Source organism: Acinetobacter lwoffii, assembly GCF_019048525.1.
In the GTDB taxonomy this organism is placed as follows: domain Bacteria; phylum Pseudomonadota; class Gammaproteobacteria; order Pseudomonadales; family Moraxellaceae; genus Acinetobacter; species Acinetobacter lwoffii_K.
The window spans coordinates 1,894,467-1,908,626 of the sequence record NZ_CP077369.1 but is presented as its reverse complement, the minus strand read 5'-3'; the positions used below and the strand labels follow the sequence as shown (position 1 = coordinate 1,908,626).

Here is a 14,160-nt window from a genome sequence, read left to right as displayed (position 1 = left end):
GCCCAATTAATTTTGCTAGCTGGAATAAATAACTGCAAACCTGACGCAGCCCTTTGATTGGGCGGAGAGAAAAATGAACCCTGATGATCCGATATGTTATTTACCCCGGTCTTCATATTTAACTTTTTTAAAAGGTGCTGTTGATGGTGTTATTGGACTTAAAACCCACATGGCAAGCATTGAGTGGTTAGATGGTATCAAGAGAAATACTTGGGTTAAAGTGTATGGTGCAAACTCTCCGCGTGGATTGATAAATGAGGTCATAGGCTACCTCATGCTTAAATCTCTAGACCTGCCCCAGCCAGAATTGGCTGGAATTTTGGAATTAGAAGTAAGTGAAGATACAGATCCAGAAATGTGGCAAAAACTTTCTGAAATAGACAGATATCGAGGGTTTACATATGCTTGGGTTTCTACTGATAATGCAGGTATAAATCAAAGAGTTGAAATAAAAAAAGAGAATGATCCAAAACTTCAACAATATTTAGAACATTTATTTTTTGAAACACTAAAAGATTGGAAACAGCTAGACAAGCTTATAGCTTGCGATCATTGGATTTTTAACGAAGATCGCAATATGGGGAATATCCTAGAACTACCCAATAAGACATTTTCCTTAATTGATCATGGAGAGATTCTCACGAGTAGCAACTGGAATTCTTGGGATCTTATTCAAACCCGTCCAATAAACTTATTCTGGTTCAATATCTACATAAAAACGCTGTGCAAGAGATTTTCTTCCACTCCACTTCTAATTCCTGAGCATGCAATGGATTGTTTAAAAGCATCAAAAGCAAGTCAGGCAAAAGCTTTTTCTGAGATTAAAGATAAACTACAAGAATATTTAGAAGATTTATTGGATAATGAGTTTTTAGATTCTAAAATAGAGGGAGTTCCCAAAAAACCGGTATCAGAAATGTTACTTGAGTTTTTAGAATTCAGAGCATCCAATACACTTGAATTTGAGAGTCATTGCGAGATTGTGCTTGGCCCCCAAAATAGCACCTTTTCCTAAATCTTTGAGGATTATGAAATGAGTATCTCACGTAGATTAGAAGAAAAGTTTAGAAAATTACCGCAAACTGATTCTCATGTAAGTGGAATTTGGTCTCAAATTCGCTTCACTCCAGATATTGTTTCGAATGAGCAATTAGCTATAGGGATAATTTTTAACGAAAATGGTATTAGTCATACCCGTTTTATCGAAGATTTTGGAAGAGTCAAATGTGCATATGGAGATGAAATCACTCAGATAATTACAGAATCTATAAACTTAATCGAAGATGCTTTCATGTTTGGGCTGGAAAAATCATTTTCTTCACAAATAATTTATGAAAAACGTGGATTAGCTCGCGGCCAAAATCTTGATCAAATTTTAAATGATTTACTATTACAAGCTGTTCCATTGTCAAAATTACATGATAATAAAGACATTTCCACTAACAGATTTAAGCCTATAAAGACAAACGCTTTTCAAAACCATATCCGTTCAATATTAAAAAAAGAGATGGGTCAGGAGTATCACAAGATATTTCCACTTCAGCCAATAGTTGAAATTAATGATTCTAAAATAAAACGTAAAATCAACGTTCCTATTCAGCTTTATAATTCTAAAAAAATTGCAGATATGGTTTCCACTGTCTATTCATCCCATGAAACAATTGAATTAAATTGTTTAAAAGCTGTAAGTAATTTAGAAATAGCAAGGGATCATCTTAAGGCTGACAATGATACAGGTTTGTTTATTCTTACCCCTAGTGATGAACAGTTTAATCTATTAAAAATTGAAGAGCGTGAGAAGAGACAAAACTATTTAAACGAACTTGAATGGCGTCTTCAGAGAAAAGGGATTACAGCTGTGTATTCAAGCTCAGAAAATATTGTTGCCAATAAAATTCTTGGATGGGCTAATTTCAATAAGAATATGTCTTCAAAGCTAGAGGTTTAACAACCATAATTTTTATGTTGGTAAATATGACTACTAAAAGCCTATTTTAAAATACAGCCAAACTAACTCATCAATTTATTAAATGAACCCACCCCTCCGGTGGGTTTTCTTTTATGAAATTCTCTATATAATTCAAAGTACAATAACAATAAAACCGAACTATGAAATACATCACACTTACTACCCTACTCTTATCTTTGGCTTTTGTTGGCTGCCAGAAGCAACTTAATGAAGATATAGATCCAATCACAACCACAACAGCTCTTGAGAACTCAGATAATATTCTTAGTAAATACATAGAAAAATTAGACTCAGAGTTCACTACTCAAGATGCGCGGGTAAAAATCTTATGCAGAGACTATCCGCGTGAGTATAAAAAGAACTATATGCCTAACTTGTTGAAGCTATCACCCGGTGAATACTCTGAAGTTGCACTTTTGGCTGATATGGATTTGGTTTTGGATCACTACAAAGAGAAAGATGCTATTCAGTGCTAAAGCTTTCTTACTTCTGAAATATTAAATCTTTATATTGGACTTAAGACCTCTCATGACCAGGTCTGTAATAACTAAGTAAAGCATCACTAACCCGCTATCCGCGGGTTTTCTTTATGTAAGGTAAGTGTAACCTTGTCTTTAAATGTTACATTATAACAATTAATATAAAGATACCTATGATTCATAAATAGAAAGGAGAGGTGGATCAGGAAATTTGAACAACACCTATAAGTGATATTTTGCTCCCCAAATGATGTTATAAACATCAATATATGGAGTATTTTATGACACGTAGACCAAGAAGAAATCATTCAAATGACTTTAAAGCTAAGGTAGCACTTGCTGCGATTAAAGCAGAAAAAACACTTGCTGAATTGAGTGCTGAATTTGATGTTCATCAAAACCAAATTATTGACTGGAAAAATCAATTGATTTCGGCTTCCTCGCAAGCCTTCGATCAATCAAAAGCTCCAGCAGAACCACCCATTGATCTAAAAAAACTACATGCAAAAATCGGTGAGCAGGCATTAGAAATTGATTTTTTAGAAGGTGTGTTGAAGAAACTGGGCCGCTTCAACCACAAAAGTTAATCGACGACTCACTTCAGATTTCAGTATCTAAGCAAGCTAAGCTACTGAAAGTCTCCCGTGGTTGTTATTACTATCGCCCAAAACCTGTGAGTGCATCAGATCTGAAGCTGATGCGCTGTATTGATGAATTACATATGCAATACCCTTTTGCAGGTAGCCGTATGATGCGTGATTTATTGAACCGTCAAGGACATCATATAGGACGACGTCATACACGTACTTTAATGAAAAAAATGGGCATTAATGCGTTATATCGTAAACCAAATCTAAGTCAGGCCAATCAAGCTCACCGTAAATATCCATATCTGCTCAAAGGATTGAATATTCAACGGAGTAATCAAGTGTGGGCAACGGATATAACATATATCCCTATGGCAAAAGGCTTTGTCTACTTATGTGCTGTGATTGATTGGTACAGCCGTAAGGTGCTTGCCCATAGCGTATCGATTAGTATGGAGGTTGCATTTTGTATAGAAACATTAAATGAAGCTATTGAAAAATATGGTCGACCTGAAATCTTTAATACAGACCAAGGCAGTCAATTTACCAGTGATGCGTTTATTGAAGTGTTAAAATCAAATGACATCCAAATCAGCATGGACGGTAAAGGTCGTTGGGTCGATAATGTGATGATTGAACGATTATGGCGGAGCGTTAAATATGAGGAGGTTTATCTCAAAGCCTACAGCAATGTTTTGGATGCGAAGAAGCAATTAAACGCATATTTTGAATTTTATAATTTGAAACGACCTCATTCGAGTCTGGACAAAATGACTCCAGATGAGTTTTACTATGACCAGCTACCACAACAAAATAAGGTAGCTTAACTAGAGCAGAATATCACTTATAAATAAGCTTTTAGTTGTTCAAACAAGTGGGACCACCTCTAGGTAAGTATCAATGAAATATTTGTTAGGTGCAGCATTGTTAGGATTAGCAATTACTGGCTGTACTTCAAATCCAAAAAACGAAGTGGTACAAGAAAAAGTTGTGAGCAATACTCCGGCTGAAACTCAGGTAATTAACTTTACTGGTCCAATGGATCTTACAGTTGAATTGAAATCTTCGGATAATTTTGAAACTGCAGAAATGACAGATAATTCTGGCAAGGTTTATCACCTTAAGCGAGCTATTTCAGGAAGTGGTATGCGTTTAGCCAATAATGATGGTGTTTCAATTCACTTCAAAGCTGGTGAAGGTATTGTAGAGTTTATGAAAGACAAACCTATCAGTATTACTGAATACAAAAAATAAGATTATTGCTCTAGGGCAACCCACCCCAGTGGTGGGTTGTCTTTTTATTATATGAAGTAATATTCCTATCAGTTTAAAATTATAATATATGACCCTGTAGTCTAAAAATTTTTTTTCCATATCTCTCTTAGTACAAATACGGACTAACTTAATGAATAATATTAACTTTAAGAATTTCGAAGAGGCTGGCCAAGCCATTTTAAAGTTCTTATCTCAACGCTTTGGCTTCAAGTTATGGATGATTACGCGTACGGAGGGTGATGACTGGATCGTCTTACTAAGTGAAGATAATGGTTATGACGTTAAGCCAGGACAAGTATTTCGATGGGCAGATTCGTTCTGCTCACACATGGTACAAAATAATGCGCCCCGCATTGCCCCCTATTCACCTGATATTCAAGTTTACGTAGACGCACCTATAAATCACTTAGTCCCAATTAAAGCCTATATCGGCCAACCTCTGTATAAAGAAGATGGGTCCCTTTTTGGCACTCTCTGTGCAATCGATCCTGAACCTCAATCTAAAAATCTGGTCGAGGAAGCTCCATTATTTGAGCTGCTAGCACAAGTGCTTAGCTATAATATTCAAGCTGAATTAAAAGCCGCTGAGTACATACGTAAAGCTGAACGGTTTGAAATGGAGGCATTGTCCGATCCGATGACTGGCCTTTTTAACCGTCGTGCTTGGGACCAGTTAATTGTATTAGAAGAAAAGCGCTGCAAGCGATATGGTCACCCTGTTGCTATTCTCATGATTGATCTTAATGACCTCAAAATCACCAATGATACTTTGGGGCATGCTGCAGGTGATGAACTCATTCAAAAAATGGCTTTAACCCTCAAAAACACTGTACGCAATAATGATATTGTCGCTCGTCTAGGTGGTGATGAGTTTGCTGTACTCAGTATTGAAACCAACCGAGAAAATGCGGATAAACTTGCAACCAGAATTCAAACTGCTATTGCAAAAGCTGGCATTAGTGCTGCAATTGGTTTTGCAATGCGAAATCCAGCATACGGTCTATCAGCAGCTATCATAGAGGCAGATGAAAAAATGTATCAGGATAAAGCCCTAAGCAAATCACCTGAGACTAATTAATAAAAAACGCGAACCCGACGCGGCTCAATAAGCAGGAAGCTATATGATATTGGATCGAGAATTACAGCTTGAGTTGTTAAGTAAGATCGCAGAGTGCTACCCATTTGTATGGACTGATTATGAGCGAAAGCCAGATAGTGCTGAGTATCATAAAATTGCTATCAATTTGAACTATCTCAAGGGTCATGGCCTTCTTACCGAGAACTCCACCAAAGTGGTGCATAGTAAATCTGGAGATGGTGGTGGCTCCATTCTTATCATGAAGCCGGAAATCACAGAAAAAGGCTTGGATTTTCTAAAAGATGATGGTGGTCTTTCAGCTATTTTAGGTGTGGTAACTGTAAGATTTGAGGCTGACACCATACGCACAATACTTCAACTTAAGGTGGATCAATCTGATTTATCGCCTGTTGATAAGCAGAAATTGCGTGGTGCGCTTCAAGAGCTGCCTGCCGAGAATATAAAACACCTGTCAACGAAAATTGTGGATGCGGGTTGGGATAATCTAGGCTCTCTAATGAGCTTAATTCAAAGCAGCCTTTTTTAGCGATATTTTTAAATTTCAAATAACCAATCGGCTTATTGTAATCGCCTACTGGCACAAAAAATTCAGGCACATCTTCTTTTATGTGCTCCAGGTAAATCTGGGTTGAGCCGGGATGAAGCCGATCTTCTATTAAAACAAGCGTTTCTAATTTCATAAAAATACCTTGCCGCATACCCGAGCGGCTCTTGGATCGGGTGGAGAAAAATATGGCAGAAACAAAATGCGGTAGCTGTGGATCGCACAGCTTTGAGCTTTCAAGCCAAAACTTGGGCAAGTCAGATCTTTTGTTTTGGTTTGTACAATGCTCCAATTGCGGGGTTCCTATTGCGGTAATGGAACATAACCATATTGGTATTAAACTAGATCATATTGTTAAGCGATTAGATGATCTGGAGGCCGGAATTGGCTTAACTATGCAGTCTGTAAGCTCATTAAAAAAGAGTAAAAAATAACTACTCTCTACCAAGAGCACGAGAGCCATTAGAGTGGCCGTTATTGGTGCTAATTTTTTCAGTAAGTGCACGAAAACCGCTAACAGTAATCTCTTGGTTATCAAGCACAAAAGCTTCGGCAACTTTAATATATTCCTGTATAAGGGCATGGTCATGTATGCCTGAGGCAACATAAGCTTTATATAATTCAGCTCGAAATTTCTTCTTGCTCATTTTAACAAACTCCAAACAACCCATCCCTGTGATGGGTTTTCTTTTGTCTATTAAATCTTATTTCACCTGAAGAGTAAAAATATTTTTACCATTTTTACCTAACAGGTATTTACTTTATTTTACCTCACAGGTATATTTTATCTCACAAACAAAGAAAAGCCCCAACGTAGCGGTAACTACCTGGGGCATGACCCACACTCTCTCTGTGAGTAAAGTAATTATGAACACAAAATTAACTCCACACAATAGCTTCAAGGTAACTCTGTTTACCGCTGCCTTAACTGTAAGCGCCTTAGCGTTTGCTCATCTTGCTGACTTTGGTACTGACCAGGTGGCACCAACTCAAAATATTCAATCTGAATATGGAATCGTCTCTTTAAAGATGCTCGACGATATGCGCGGTGAAGCAGTCGTAAATCTGGATGGTTTCCGTTTGGAAATAACTTCGTTTGAAGTTGAAGCATACCCGGATGATTACGGTGTACCAGGTTCCGAATTCACAAATATAGAAGTCGTTGAACTAGGTGAAATCAAGGTGTTCGATGCTAATGGCAATCCGTATAAAGACTTCACAGACTACCAGGATCACCGCGAAATCAATTCAATGATCGCCGGCTACATCATGAAGCACCGCTTGGTGGAGGTTCAGTCATGATTTTAAATTCTGCTGATCAAATTTTTGAAGCACTCTTGAATGGCCAATCGGTCTACTGGTGTGAATGCGGCTCTGATGACTGGTCTCCTTTAAATGATCGAACTCAAATTAATTTTGTAGACCTTTACACCGGCTTCCTGCAATTCAAAGCAGATGAGCTGCCTGTAATTCCAATGCCGGTAGAATTTGGCTCAACTCATCGTTATTTCTCTGAATACATCAAGACCTTTGAAGGACTTGAAATCTATCGAGTGGGTAAAACCCGGGCGAGCTATTTTGCCCTACGTGTCAAAAGCTCTGGAACCATTGCTGACTATTTCTGTAATACGCAGATTTACTCCATTCAGCCGGATGGCTCATTGAGGAAGATGGATAAATCCCTTACTCCAAAATGGATTTTAGATGGGTTGGAAAATGCGCGTGTTGCTATGCGAAAGAACAAGCGTCATCAAGTTTTAGAAAGTACCGGCTTCTTTGCATCGGAAGACTATAAGAACTTTAAGCGTAATAACCGTCCTGCAGGAGTACGTTGAGATGGCTATTCAAGTATTTACACCAGAAAACACCCTGCTTGTAGAAAGTATTAAGTGCTACCTGTATACCGATCCTGGTATGGGTAAAAGTACCATTGCTCATACCGCAGAAAAGCCTTTAATTTTTGACTTTGATAAAGGTCAGCATCGTGTATCTGCTGAGCTGCGTCGTGGCGCAATTGTTCGTATTGATAGCTGGCTTGACCTTGAGAATCTTAAGGATGACTTCTATGCACCCTATAAAACTATTGTTTCAGATACTGTAGGTGCAATGCTGGATGCAATTAAAGATCATCTTTCCAAGAATAGTGACAACCTGCAACGTGATAAATCACTGACATTAAAGGCGCAGGGTCTAGCTGGAAACCTATTTATGAAAATGGTTCGTAAGTGGGAAAACCTAGGTAAAGATATTGTTTTTATTGCTCATGCTGTAGAGCAGGAAGCTGGTAAGAATAAGATCAAAATTGTGCGTCCAGATCTGGCTGGCAAAAATAGCGCGATGCTTTATCGCATGTCAGACATTATGGGCTATCTACACGCTTCTACCGATGAGAATGGAGATGATCTCCGTACGATCTATTTCAACCCATCTGAGTCACACCATGGCAAAAACTCAGGTCGCTTAGGTCGAATACATACAAATGGGAATGGTGTGGAAGTTTGCTCTGGCCAAGTTACTGTTCCAGATCTGGCTCATTCCCCTACTTTCCTTGCAGATCTGCTTAAACAAGCCAAGGACCACATCAATACTCTTACTCCAGTACAAGCTGAAGAGTTAAAAAATATCACTGACCTTAATCATTGTAAGCAAGTCTGCGAAGAAGCCAGTCATGCCGGTGATCTAAATCAGCTTACTGAGTCACTTATGCCTGAGCATAAGTATGTAAAAGAAATGTGGGCTGCTATTAAGGCACGTGGCGCTGAAATGCAATGCACCTACGAAAAAGAGAAAAAGCGCTGGTTCAATCCACCTCAATTCAATGGCATTTCTGATGAGCAGCTGGCCGATCTACAGGACTTTATCGATACCTGTGGTCTTGATGCGAAAACAGTGTGTGAACACTTAGGGCTTGATGCTCTCAACCAGATAGAAGCTTCCAAATTTGAAGCCGTAAAAAATGAAATAGAACAAGTAGCTAAGGGAGCAATGACAGCATGAAAATTTTAAATAGCAAAGAAGCTTTTGAGGCAATGATGGCTGGCCGAAATATCATGTGTCGTGCAGCTGGTGAGTTAATGGATTTTGATGATCTGTCTCAATTCCCGGCTACGATTTTCGCTATGCCAGGCTATGAGTTCTGCATCAAGGTTGAAACAATGGAGCTGGCTGGTATTACATTTACCAAGCCTTTGACTCTTGATGATGTCGTGGAAGATCAGGAAATCTTTATTATTCATCCTGACCATATCTCACAGGTTAAATACAGCAAACAGTGCATGGAGTATTTCAAAGCTGTCGACAATGGTTTTGCTCAGGCGGATAAAGAAAATGCCGAATTACAATTAGTGGCAATGGGTGAGCTATTTGGTCGAATTATTGTCTATCCCCCAACTATAGACAATACAGGCAAACCCAAAAAGAGACGCTCAATCAAAGCTAAGAATGAGACTGAACAGGCTGGCATTCCAGCTGGCCCAGGTGATGCTGTACCAGATATTGAAAAACAGCCTGAGCCAGAGGTGATTCAGCCTATTGAAGCCATAGAGCAAGAAGCCACTATTAATACTGAAACTCCAGTTACAGAAATTGAAGCGGATTCAGTTGAAACCGACCGGGTAAAGCTTGTTGAAAAGTTCACCGCACAAATTGATCAGTTTACTAAGGAGGATGACGTTCTTTCATTCCGTCACGTATTTCTGGCCAATGGACACTTAGATCAAAAAGATCAACAGCACTTGTGCAAACTGACTGAAGACAAACTTCTTGAGCTGGATCCTGAACAATACACGCCTAAGGCTGAACCTGAACCAATCGTAGAAGAAGTCATTGAAGTCGCGCAACCAAGTTTGATTGATCAAATTGAAAATGCCGCACGCAAACAAGCATCAGTAGAAAGTGCTGAGCATGGTAGTGCCTCTATCGATCTGTTCTACAAAAAGAAGAAGCAGGTTTTGATCAATCGAATCTATGACATGGATTCAGTTGAAACTTTAGAACGACTGGCACCAGCAATACCTGCAGCTAAATTACTTCCAGCTGATCATCAGGAACTACTTAGCCTGTATGCACAGCGCAAAGATGCCTTGATTCAAGCTGCTGAAACTGGGGAGGCTTCATGAGTTACTCCTACTCTTCAATGACCCGCGTGCTGCTTGTGCAGCACAAAGGTCGGGTTAGAACTTACCGCAACATCAACCTATTCGGTATTGATGATTGCCTTCGAAATTTTGCGAACACCTGGGGGTACAGATGATCTTCAGAATTAAAAAGAAGCATGAAGTTGGTTTCAAGCTGTGGCTAGAAAAATTGGGTTATACCAAAAATGAACTTGCGGATGGCAGCTCGACATTTAGCGGCAAAGGCACACGCAAGACACTGAGTTACGTGCTTTTAAAGAAAGATTTAACAGGCAATGCAGCATGCCAGGTGCTATTTGGTGAATATGAAGAGCACCTGGATAACCCTGATTATTTAGATGTAAAGGTGGCGTGATGGAAAAGAATAAATTGTGGTGCGTAGGAATCTGCCCTGAAGATGATAGTCCGCATGAACAGTCACCTGCTGCATCAAAAGAAATTGCTGAACGTGCTTTGGCTCGATACAGAGCCATGACTAAAGCTGAAGGTAATCAGTTCATGATCGAATCATTTGATGAATACTTTCAGGTTCAAGAGTGGGAAGGCACAGCTGAAGAACACCAGGAACAAATGTTTTATACAGAAGACTGGTTTAAAGAGCCGATGTACCAGTGCAAAAACATGCAGCAGGCTGAACAAGCTTTTAAGTACGGTGAAATCGTGCACTGCTACAAAGATAGTGCTGAGTTAATTACTTCTGATTTTGATGAGGCTAAGCGCTTCTATGAGGTGGCGTGATGGATAGCAATAACCAAATAATTGAACCCACCCCATATGACGATGCGCAATGGCTCTGGTGCGCTGATTGGTGCAAGAAAAAAGGATTAAGCCCATATGATTCTAAGAACTGGGCAGATGCAAAGTTTGAATACTTGAAGGCTCAAGGAGAAAAACAATGACTGATATTCAAAAACCATGTGAGCCTTGTGAAGATAGCAATATCGATCAGCAAGTAAATCTGATGGATCAATTCATTGAAAGCGGTGAATTTGATAAAACTCTAAATGATTTTTTTGGGTTGCCGGAATCAGTAGTTCAAAGCTTAAAGGAGGTGTCTTAGATGGGAACTGAAGCTGAGCACAATTTACTCCAAGCCATTTTTGATGAAATGCAGGAGCTTAAAAGAGCAATGGCAAATCAGGATGAGCGCCGAGTGAGTATCAAGGAATTTGCCAAGCGCATGAACATGAGCGAACCAACTTTGTATGACCGGATTAAAAAAGGAGAAATTGACCAGCCAAGCAAAGATGGTCCACGAAGTTACTACCTAAATAGTTATGTGAACGAAGTTGTCACAAGGCATTCAAAAACTGGTAAAGTAGCCGCTTGATTAGCGGCTTTTTAATGCCTGTAAAATCAGTCACTTTTCTAAAAGTGAGTAACATAGTGAGTAACGATTAGAAATAAAGATACTCATTTTCATAATTCTCAAGAGGTTACGTGCGATATGCTTCTCATGGTCGACAACTATGACTCCTTTACTTATAACATCGTCCAATATTTTGGCGAACTGAATCAAGAAGTAAAAGTAGTCCGTAATGATGCCGTGACATTGGAAGATATAGAGCGATGGCAACCTAAGTATTTAGTGATTGGCCCCGGCCCGTGCTCGCCAAGTGAGGCAGGAATTTCTATTCCTGCCATTCAGCATTTTGCTGGCAAAATTCCTTTACTGGGCGTTTGTCTTGGTCATCAAAGTATGGGGCAGGCATTTGGCGGTGATATCGTGCGTGCCAAACGTGTCATGCATGGCCGTCTGTCTGATATGTACCACAGTGATACCGGGATTTTCAGCAATCTTCCTTCTCCATTTCCTGCAACGCGCTATCATTCACTGGTGATTGATCAAGCTACCTTGCCCGAATGTCTGGAAGTCACCTGCTGGACCAATGAAGCGGATGGCTCTATGGAAGAAATTATGGGTGTGAAACATAAGACATTGCCGGTCGAAGGCGTGCAGTTCCATCCTGAATCGATTCTGAGCCAGCATGGTCATCAAATCTTTAAAAACTTTCTCGAAATTTATGCCTAAGAACATCTTATGAATATTCAACAAGCTTTAAGCAATATTACTAAAAACATTCACCTGACTCAGGATCAAATGCAAGACGTGATGCGTGCCATCATGTCAGGTGAAGCGACCGATGCCCAGATTGGTGCCCTGCTGATGGGCTTACGCCTAAAAGGCGAAAGCATTGATGAGATTACTGCAGCTGCACGTGTTATGCGTGAACTGGCTACCAAAATTGATGTCAGTGATATTCCATATTTAGTGGACATCGTGGGTACAGGTGGTGATGGCCAGAACCTGTTTAATGTTTCTACTGCTTCTGCATTTGTAATTGCAGCAGCGGGCGCAACCATTGCCAAACATGGTAACCGCGGCGTTTCGACCAAATCAGGTTCGTCGGATTTACTGGAACAGGCCGGGATTAACCTGGACCTGAATATGCAGCAGACTGAACGCTGTATCCGTGATGTCGGTGTCGGCTTCCTGTTTGCACCGAATCATCATCAAGCCATGAAATATGCAATCGGCCCACGTAAAGAATTGGGGATTCGCAGTATTTTCAACCTACTCGGTCCTTTAACCAATCCGGCTGGCGTACAACGTCTGGTCATTGGCGTATTTTCCAATGAACTCTGCCGTCCGATTGCGGAAGTTATGAAACAGCTCGGTGCTGAACATGTGATGGTAGTACATTCACGTGATGGTCTGGATGAAATCAGTATAGCCTCTTCAACTCATGTTGCTGAACTGAAAAATGGCGAAGTCACCGAATGGGAAATTATTCCTGAATCGGTCGATATTGAATCGCAAACTCTGACCGGACTGATTGTGGAAGATTCTGCGCAAAGTCTGGCTTTAATCAAAGATGCACTGGGCAAGAAAAAATCAGACATCGGCGATAAAGCCGCCAATATGATCGCGCTGAATGCCGGCGCAGGTATTTATGTCTCCGGTTTGACCAGCAGCTATAAGCAAGGTGTTGCGCTGGCACATGACATTATCTATGGCGGTCAGGCACTTGAGAAAATGAGTGTACTGTCTGAATTTACCAAAACTATTAAACATTACGAAGCTTAATTCGGTCAGGGATTTTGATCATGGTGGATATCGCAAATACAATTTTAGGCAAAATTGTTGACCGTAAAAAAGAAGAATTTGCCCTACGTTTAAAGCAGAAAAGCTATAAAGATCTGGAAGAACTGGCACAAGGTGCATCACCTGTGCGTGGTTTTGCCCAGTCTTTAGTGTCGAAACGTCCGGGTGTCATTGCTGAAATTAAGAAAGCTTCGCCATCCAAGGGCATTATTCGCGAGAACTTTAACCCTGCGGAAATTGCAGCACAGTATCAGGAGGCAGGTGCAGCCTGTTTATCGGTGCTGACCGATGTAGACTTTTTCCAGGGTCACGATGACAACATTCAGATTGCCCGTTCACATTGCGACCTGCCTGCACTGCGCAAAGACTTTCTGATCGATCCTTATGGAGTTATCGAAGCACGTGCCCTGCATGCAGACTGTATCTTGCTAATTGTGGCTTGCCTGTCTGACCAGCAGTTAGAAGAAATGTCTAAAACTGCATTTGAACATCATCTGGATGTACTGGTTGAAGTTCACGATGAAGAAGAACTATCCCGTGCTTTAAAACTTTCTGATCGTTGTCTGCTCGGTGTAAATAACCGTAATTTAAAAACCTTTGATGTGGATTTAAACACATCATTACGTTTGAAAAAATTACTGGACCCTTCACGCCTGCTGGTGACTGAAAGTGGTATTGCCACACCTGCGGATGTTGCGATGATGCAGAAAAATGATATTCACGCCTTTCTGGTCGGCGAAAGCTTCATGAAACAACCACGTCCGGATCATGCTTTCCGCGATCTGTTTGGTGAGCCTGAAGCGGTTTAAAATGTAAATGCTCACCTAAGCATTAAAAAAGCCCAATCTCAGGATTGGGCTTTTTTATTTTCAATATTGAAAAGTAGATCATAGATTCTCGAGCGTATTTAAAATCCTCAGCAATGTCATGAACGCAATTCAGTTCTCCTTTGTCTATTTTCAGAC

21 protein-coding genes are annotated in these 14,160 nt (G+C 40.1%); 20 read left to right on the top strand and 1 reads right to left on the bottom strand.

All coding sequences use genetic code 11. The annotated features are described in order from the left end of the window. The first annotated feature begins 73 nt into the window (after positions 1–73). The 8 genes from I6L24_RS08890 to I6L24_RS08855 all read left to right on the top strand — a co-directional run bounded on the left by I6L24_RS08890 (position 74) and on the right by I6L24_RS08855 (position 6,387). On the top strand, positions 74–1,015 hold the full coding sequence (locus I6L24_RS08890; RefSeq protein ID WP_216985901.1) for a hypothetical protein: 942 nt from the start codon (positions 74–76) through the stop codon (positions 1,013–1,015). Positions 1,016–1,033: 18 nt separating this feature from the next. Then, positions 1,034–1,948: a hypothetical protein gene (locus I6L24_RS08885; protein ID WP_216985900.1), complete on the top strand. Its 915-nt coding sequence runs from the start codon at positions 1,034–1,036 to the stop codon at positions 1,946–1,948. 161 nt (positions 1,949–2,109) lie between these two features. Then, complete coding sequence (locus tag I6L24_RS08880; protein ID WP_216985899.1) at positions 2,110–2,445, top strand: hypothetical protein; 336 nt, start codon at positions 2,110–2,112, stop codon at positions 2,443–2,445. Positions 2,446–2,729: 284 nt separating this feature from the next. Next, a protein-coding gene (locus I6L24_RS08875) for an IS3 family transposase (RefSeq protein ID WP_227548722.1) occupies positions 2,730–3,862 on the top strand; the annotation gives its coding sequence in 2 pieces (ribosomal slippage) (positions 2,730–2,982 and positions 2,982–3,862; 1,134 coding nt in all). A 73-nt stretch (positions 3,863–3,935) separates the two neighbouring features. Then, a complete protein-coding gene (locus I6L24_RS08870; protein ID WP_005262268.1) occupies positions 3,936–4,289 on the top strand; it encodes a hypothetical protein in 354 nt (117 codons plus the stop codon). A gap of 151 nt (positions 4,290–4,440) precedes the next feature. Continuing rightward, positions 4,441–5,388: a GGDEF domain-containing protein gene (locus I6L24_RS08865; protein ID WP_216985898.1), complete on the top strand. Its 948-nt coding sequence runs from the start codon at positions 4,441–4,443 to the stop codon at positions 5,386–5,388. Between the two features lie 43 nt (positions 5,389–5,431). Further along, positions 5,432–5,935 (top strand): hypothetical protein, encoded by a 504-nt coding sequence (locus I6L24_RS08860; RefSeq protein ID WP_005262270.1) that lies wholly within the window; start codon positions 5,432–5,434, stop codon positions 5,933–5,935. 206 nt (positions 5,936–6,141) lie between these two features. Beyond that, on the top strand, positions 6,142–6,387 hold the full coding sequence (locus I6L24_RS08855; RefSeq protein WP_004893803.1) for a hypothetical protein: 246 nt from the start codon (positions 6,142–6,144) through the stop codon (positions 6,385–6,387). Here I6L24_RS08855 and I6L24_RS08850 read toward each other — a convergent pair whose 3' ends face one another. After that, positions 6,388–6,600: a hypothetical protein gene (locus tag I6L24_RS08850; RefSeq protein ID WP_004893802.1), complete on the bottom strand. Its 213-nt coding sequence runs from the start codon at positions 6,598–6,600 to the stop codon at positions 6,388–6,390. 220 nt (positions 6,601–6,820) lie between these two features. Between I6L24_RS08850 and I6L24_RS08845 the strand changes: the two genes are divergently transcribed. The 12 genes from I6L24_RS08845 (at position 6,821) to trpC (ending at position 14,004) form a co-directional block, all read left to right on the top strand. Next, on the top strand, positions 6,821–7,255 hold the full coding sequence (locus I6L24_RS08845) for a hypothetical protein (RefSeq protein ID WP_005262271.1): 435 nt from the start codon (positions 6,821–6,823) through the stop codon (positions 7,253–7,255). Further along, complete coding sequence (locus I6L24_RS08840) at positions 7,252–7,788, top strand: hypothetical protein (protein ID WP_216985897.1); 537 nt, start codon at positions 7,252–7,254, stop codon at positions 7,786–7,788. Before I6L24_RS08845 ends, I6L24_RS08840 begins: the two co-directional genes overlap by 4 nt. A gap of 1 nt (position 7,789) precedes the next feature. Further along, the gene (locus I6L24_RS08835) at positions 7,790–8,950 is read left to right on the top strand and encodes an ATP-binding protein (RefSeq protein WP_004893792.1); all 1,161 of its coding nucleotides are present in this window, start codon (positions 7,790–7,792) and stop codon (positions 8,948–8,950) included. Further along, positions 8,947–10,071, top strand: a complete 1,125-nt coding sequence (locus I6L24_RS08830; RefSeq protein ID WP_216985896.1) for a hypothetical protein — start codon at positions 8,947–8,949, stop codon at positions 10,069–10,071. Before I6L24_RS08835 ends, I6L24_RS08830 begins: the two co-directional genes overlap by 4 nt. 130 nt (positions 10,072–10,201) lie before the next feature. Beyond that, on the top strand, positions 10,202–10,444 hold the full coding sequence (locus I6L24_RS08825; RefSeq protein WP_005262278.1) for a hypothetical protein: 243 nt from the start codon (positions 10,202–10,204) through the stop codon (positions 10,442–10,444). Then, a complete protein-coding gene (locus tag I6L24_RS08820; protein ID WP_005097185.1) occupies positions 10,444–10,827 on the top strand; it encodes a hypothetical protein in 384 nt (127 codons plus the stop codon). Before I6L24_RS08825 ends, I6L24_RS08820 begins: the two co-directional genes overlap by 1 nt. Beyond that, positions 10,827–10,988, top strand: a complete 162-nt coding sequence (locus I6L24_RS08815) for a hypothetical protein (RefSeq protein ID WP_167333203.1) — start codon at positions 10,827–10,829, stop codon at positions 10,986–10,988. The genes I6L24_RS08820 and I6L24_RS08815 overlap by 1 nt, the downstream gene beginning before the upstream one ends. Further along, positions 10,985–11,149 (top strand): hypothetical protein, encoded by a 165-nt coding sequence (locus tag I6L24_RS08810; protein ID WP_167333202.1) that lies wholly within the window; start codon positions 10,985–10,987, stop codon positions 11,147–11,149. Before I6L24_RS08815 ends, I6L24_RS08810 begins: the two co-directional genes overlap by 4 nt. Beyond that, positions 11,150–11,419: a helix-turn-helix transcriptional regulator gene (locus I6L24_RS08805; RefSeq protein WP_004646401.1), complete on the top strand. Its 270-nt coding sequence runs from the start codon at positions 11,150–11,152 to the stop codon at positions 11,417–11,419. Between the two features lie 117 nt (positions 11,420–11,536). Next, a complete protein-coding gene (locus I6L24_RS08800; protein WP_004279590.1) occupies positions 11,537–12,121 on the top strand; it encodes an anthranilate synthase component II in 585 nt (194 codons plus the stop codon). Between the two features lie 9 nt (positions 12,122–12,130). Continuing rightward, a complete protein-coding gene (gene trpD, locus I6L24_RS08795) occupies positions 12,131–13,177 on the top strand; it encodes an anthranilate phosphoribosyltransferase (RefSeq protein ID WP_004279589.1) in 1,047 nt (348 codons plus the stop codon). A gap of 20 nt (positions 13,178–13,197) precedes the next feature. After that, positions 13,198–14,004 carry an indole-3-glycerol phosphate synthase TrpC gene (gene trpC, locus I6L24_RS08790; RefSeq protein WP_004279588.1) on the top strand — a complete coding sequence of 269 codons (807 nt, stop codon included), beginning with the start codon at positions 13,198–13,200 and terminating at the stop codon, positions 14,002–14,004. The last annotated feature ends 156 nt before the right edge of the window (positions 14,005–14,160 follow it).

Coding starts and splice junctions, on each gene's coding strand:
- I6L24_RS08890 (WP_216985901.1), top strand. CDS start 74: ATGAACCCTGATGATCCGATATGTTATTTACCCCGGTCTTCATATTTA.
- I6L24_RS08885 (WP_216985900.1), top strand. CDS start 1,034: ATGAGTATCTCACGTAGATTAGAAGAAAAGTTTAGAAAATTACCGCAA.
- I6L24_RS08880 (WP_216985899.1), top strand. CDS start 2,110: ATGAAATACATCACACTTACTACCCTACTCTTATCTTTGGCTTTTGTT.
- I6L24_RS08870 (WP_005262268.1), top strand. CDS start 3,936: ATGAAATATTTGTTAGGTGCAGCATTGTTAGGATTAGCAATTACTGGC.
- I6L24_RS08865 (WP_216985898.1), top strand. CDS start 4,441: ATGAATAATATTAACTTTAAGAATTTCGAAGAGGCTGGCCAAGCCATT.
- I6L24_RS08860 (WP_005262270.1), top strand. CDS start 5,432: ATGATATTGGATCGAGAATTACAGCTTGAGTTGTTAAGTAAGATCGCA.
- I6L24_RS08855 (WP_004893803.1), top strand. CDS start 6,142: ATGGCAGAAACAAAATGCGGTAGCTGTGGATCGCACAGCTTTGAGCTT.
- I6L24_RS08850 (WP_004893802.1), bottom strand. CDS start 6,600: ATGAGCAAGAAGAAATTTCGAGCTGAATTATATAAAGCTTATGTTGCC.
- I6L24_RS08845 (WP_005262271.1), top strand. CDS start 6,821: ATGAACACAAAATTAACTCCACACAATAGCTTCAAGGTAACTCTGTTT.
- I6L24_RS08840 (WP_216985897.1), top strand. CDS start 7,252: ATGATTTTAAATTCTGCTGATCAAATTTTTGAAGCACTCTTGAATGGC.
- I6L24_RS08835 (WP_004893792.1), top strand. CDS start 7,790: ATGGCTATTCAAGTATTTACACCAGAAAACACCCTGCTTGTAGAAAGT.
- I6L24_RS08830 (WP_216985896.1), top strand. CDS start 8,947: ATGAAAATTTTAAATAGCAAAGAAGCTTTTGAGGCAATGATGGCTGGC.
- I6L24_RS08825 (WP_005262278.1), top strand. CDS start 10,202: ATGATCTTCAGAATTAAAAAGAAGCATGAAGTTGGTTTCAAGCTGTGG.
- I6L24_RS08820 (WP_005097185.1), top strand. CDS start 10,444: ATGGAAAAGAATAAATTGTGGTGCGTAGGAATCTGCCCTGAAGATGAT.
- I6L24_RS08815 (WP_167333203.1), top strand. CDS start 10,827: ATGGATAGCAATAACCAAATAATTGAACCCACCCCATATGACGATGCG.
- I6L24_RS08810 (WP_167333202.1), top strand. CDS start 10,985: ATGACTGATATTCAAAAACCATGTGAGCCTTGTGAAGATAGCAATATC.
- I6L24_RS08805 (WP_004646401.1), top strand. CDS start 11,150: ATGGGAACTGAAGCTGAGCACAATTTACTCCAAGCCATTTTTGATGAA.
- I6L24_RS08800 (WP_004279590.1), top strand. CDS start 11,537: ATGCTTCTCATGGTCGACAACTATGACTCCTTTACTTATAACATCGTC.
- trpD (WP_004279589.1), top strand. CDS start 12,131: ATGAATATTCAACAAGCTTTAAGCAATATTACTAAAAACATTCACCTG.
- trpC (WP_004279588.1), top strand. CDS start 13,198: ATGGTGGATATCGCAAATACAATTTTAGGCAAAATTGTTGACCGTAAA.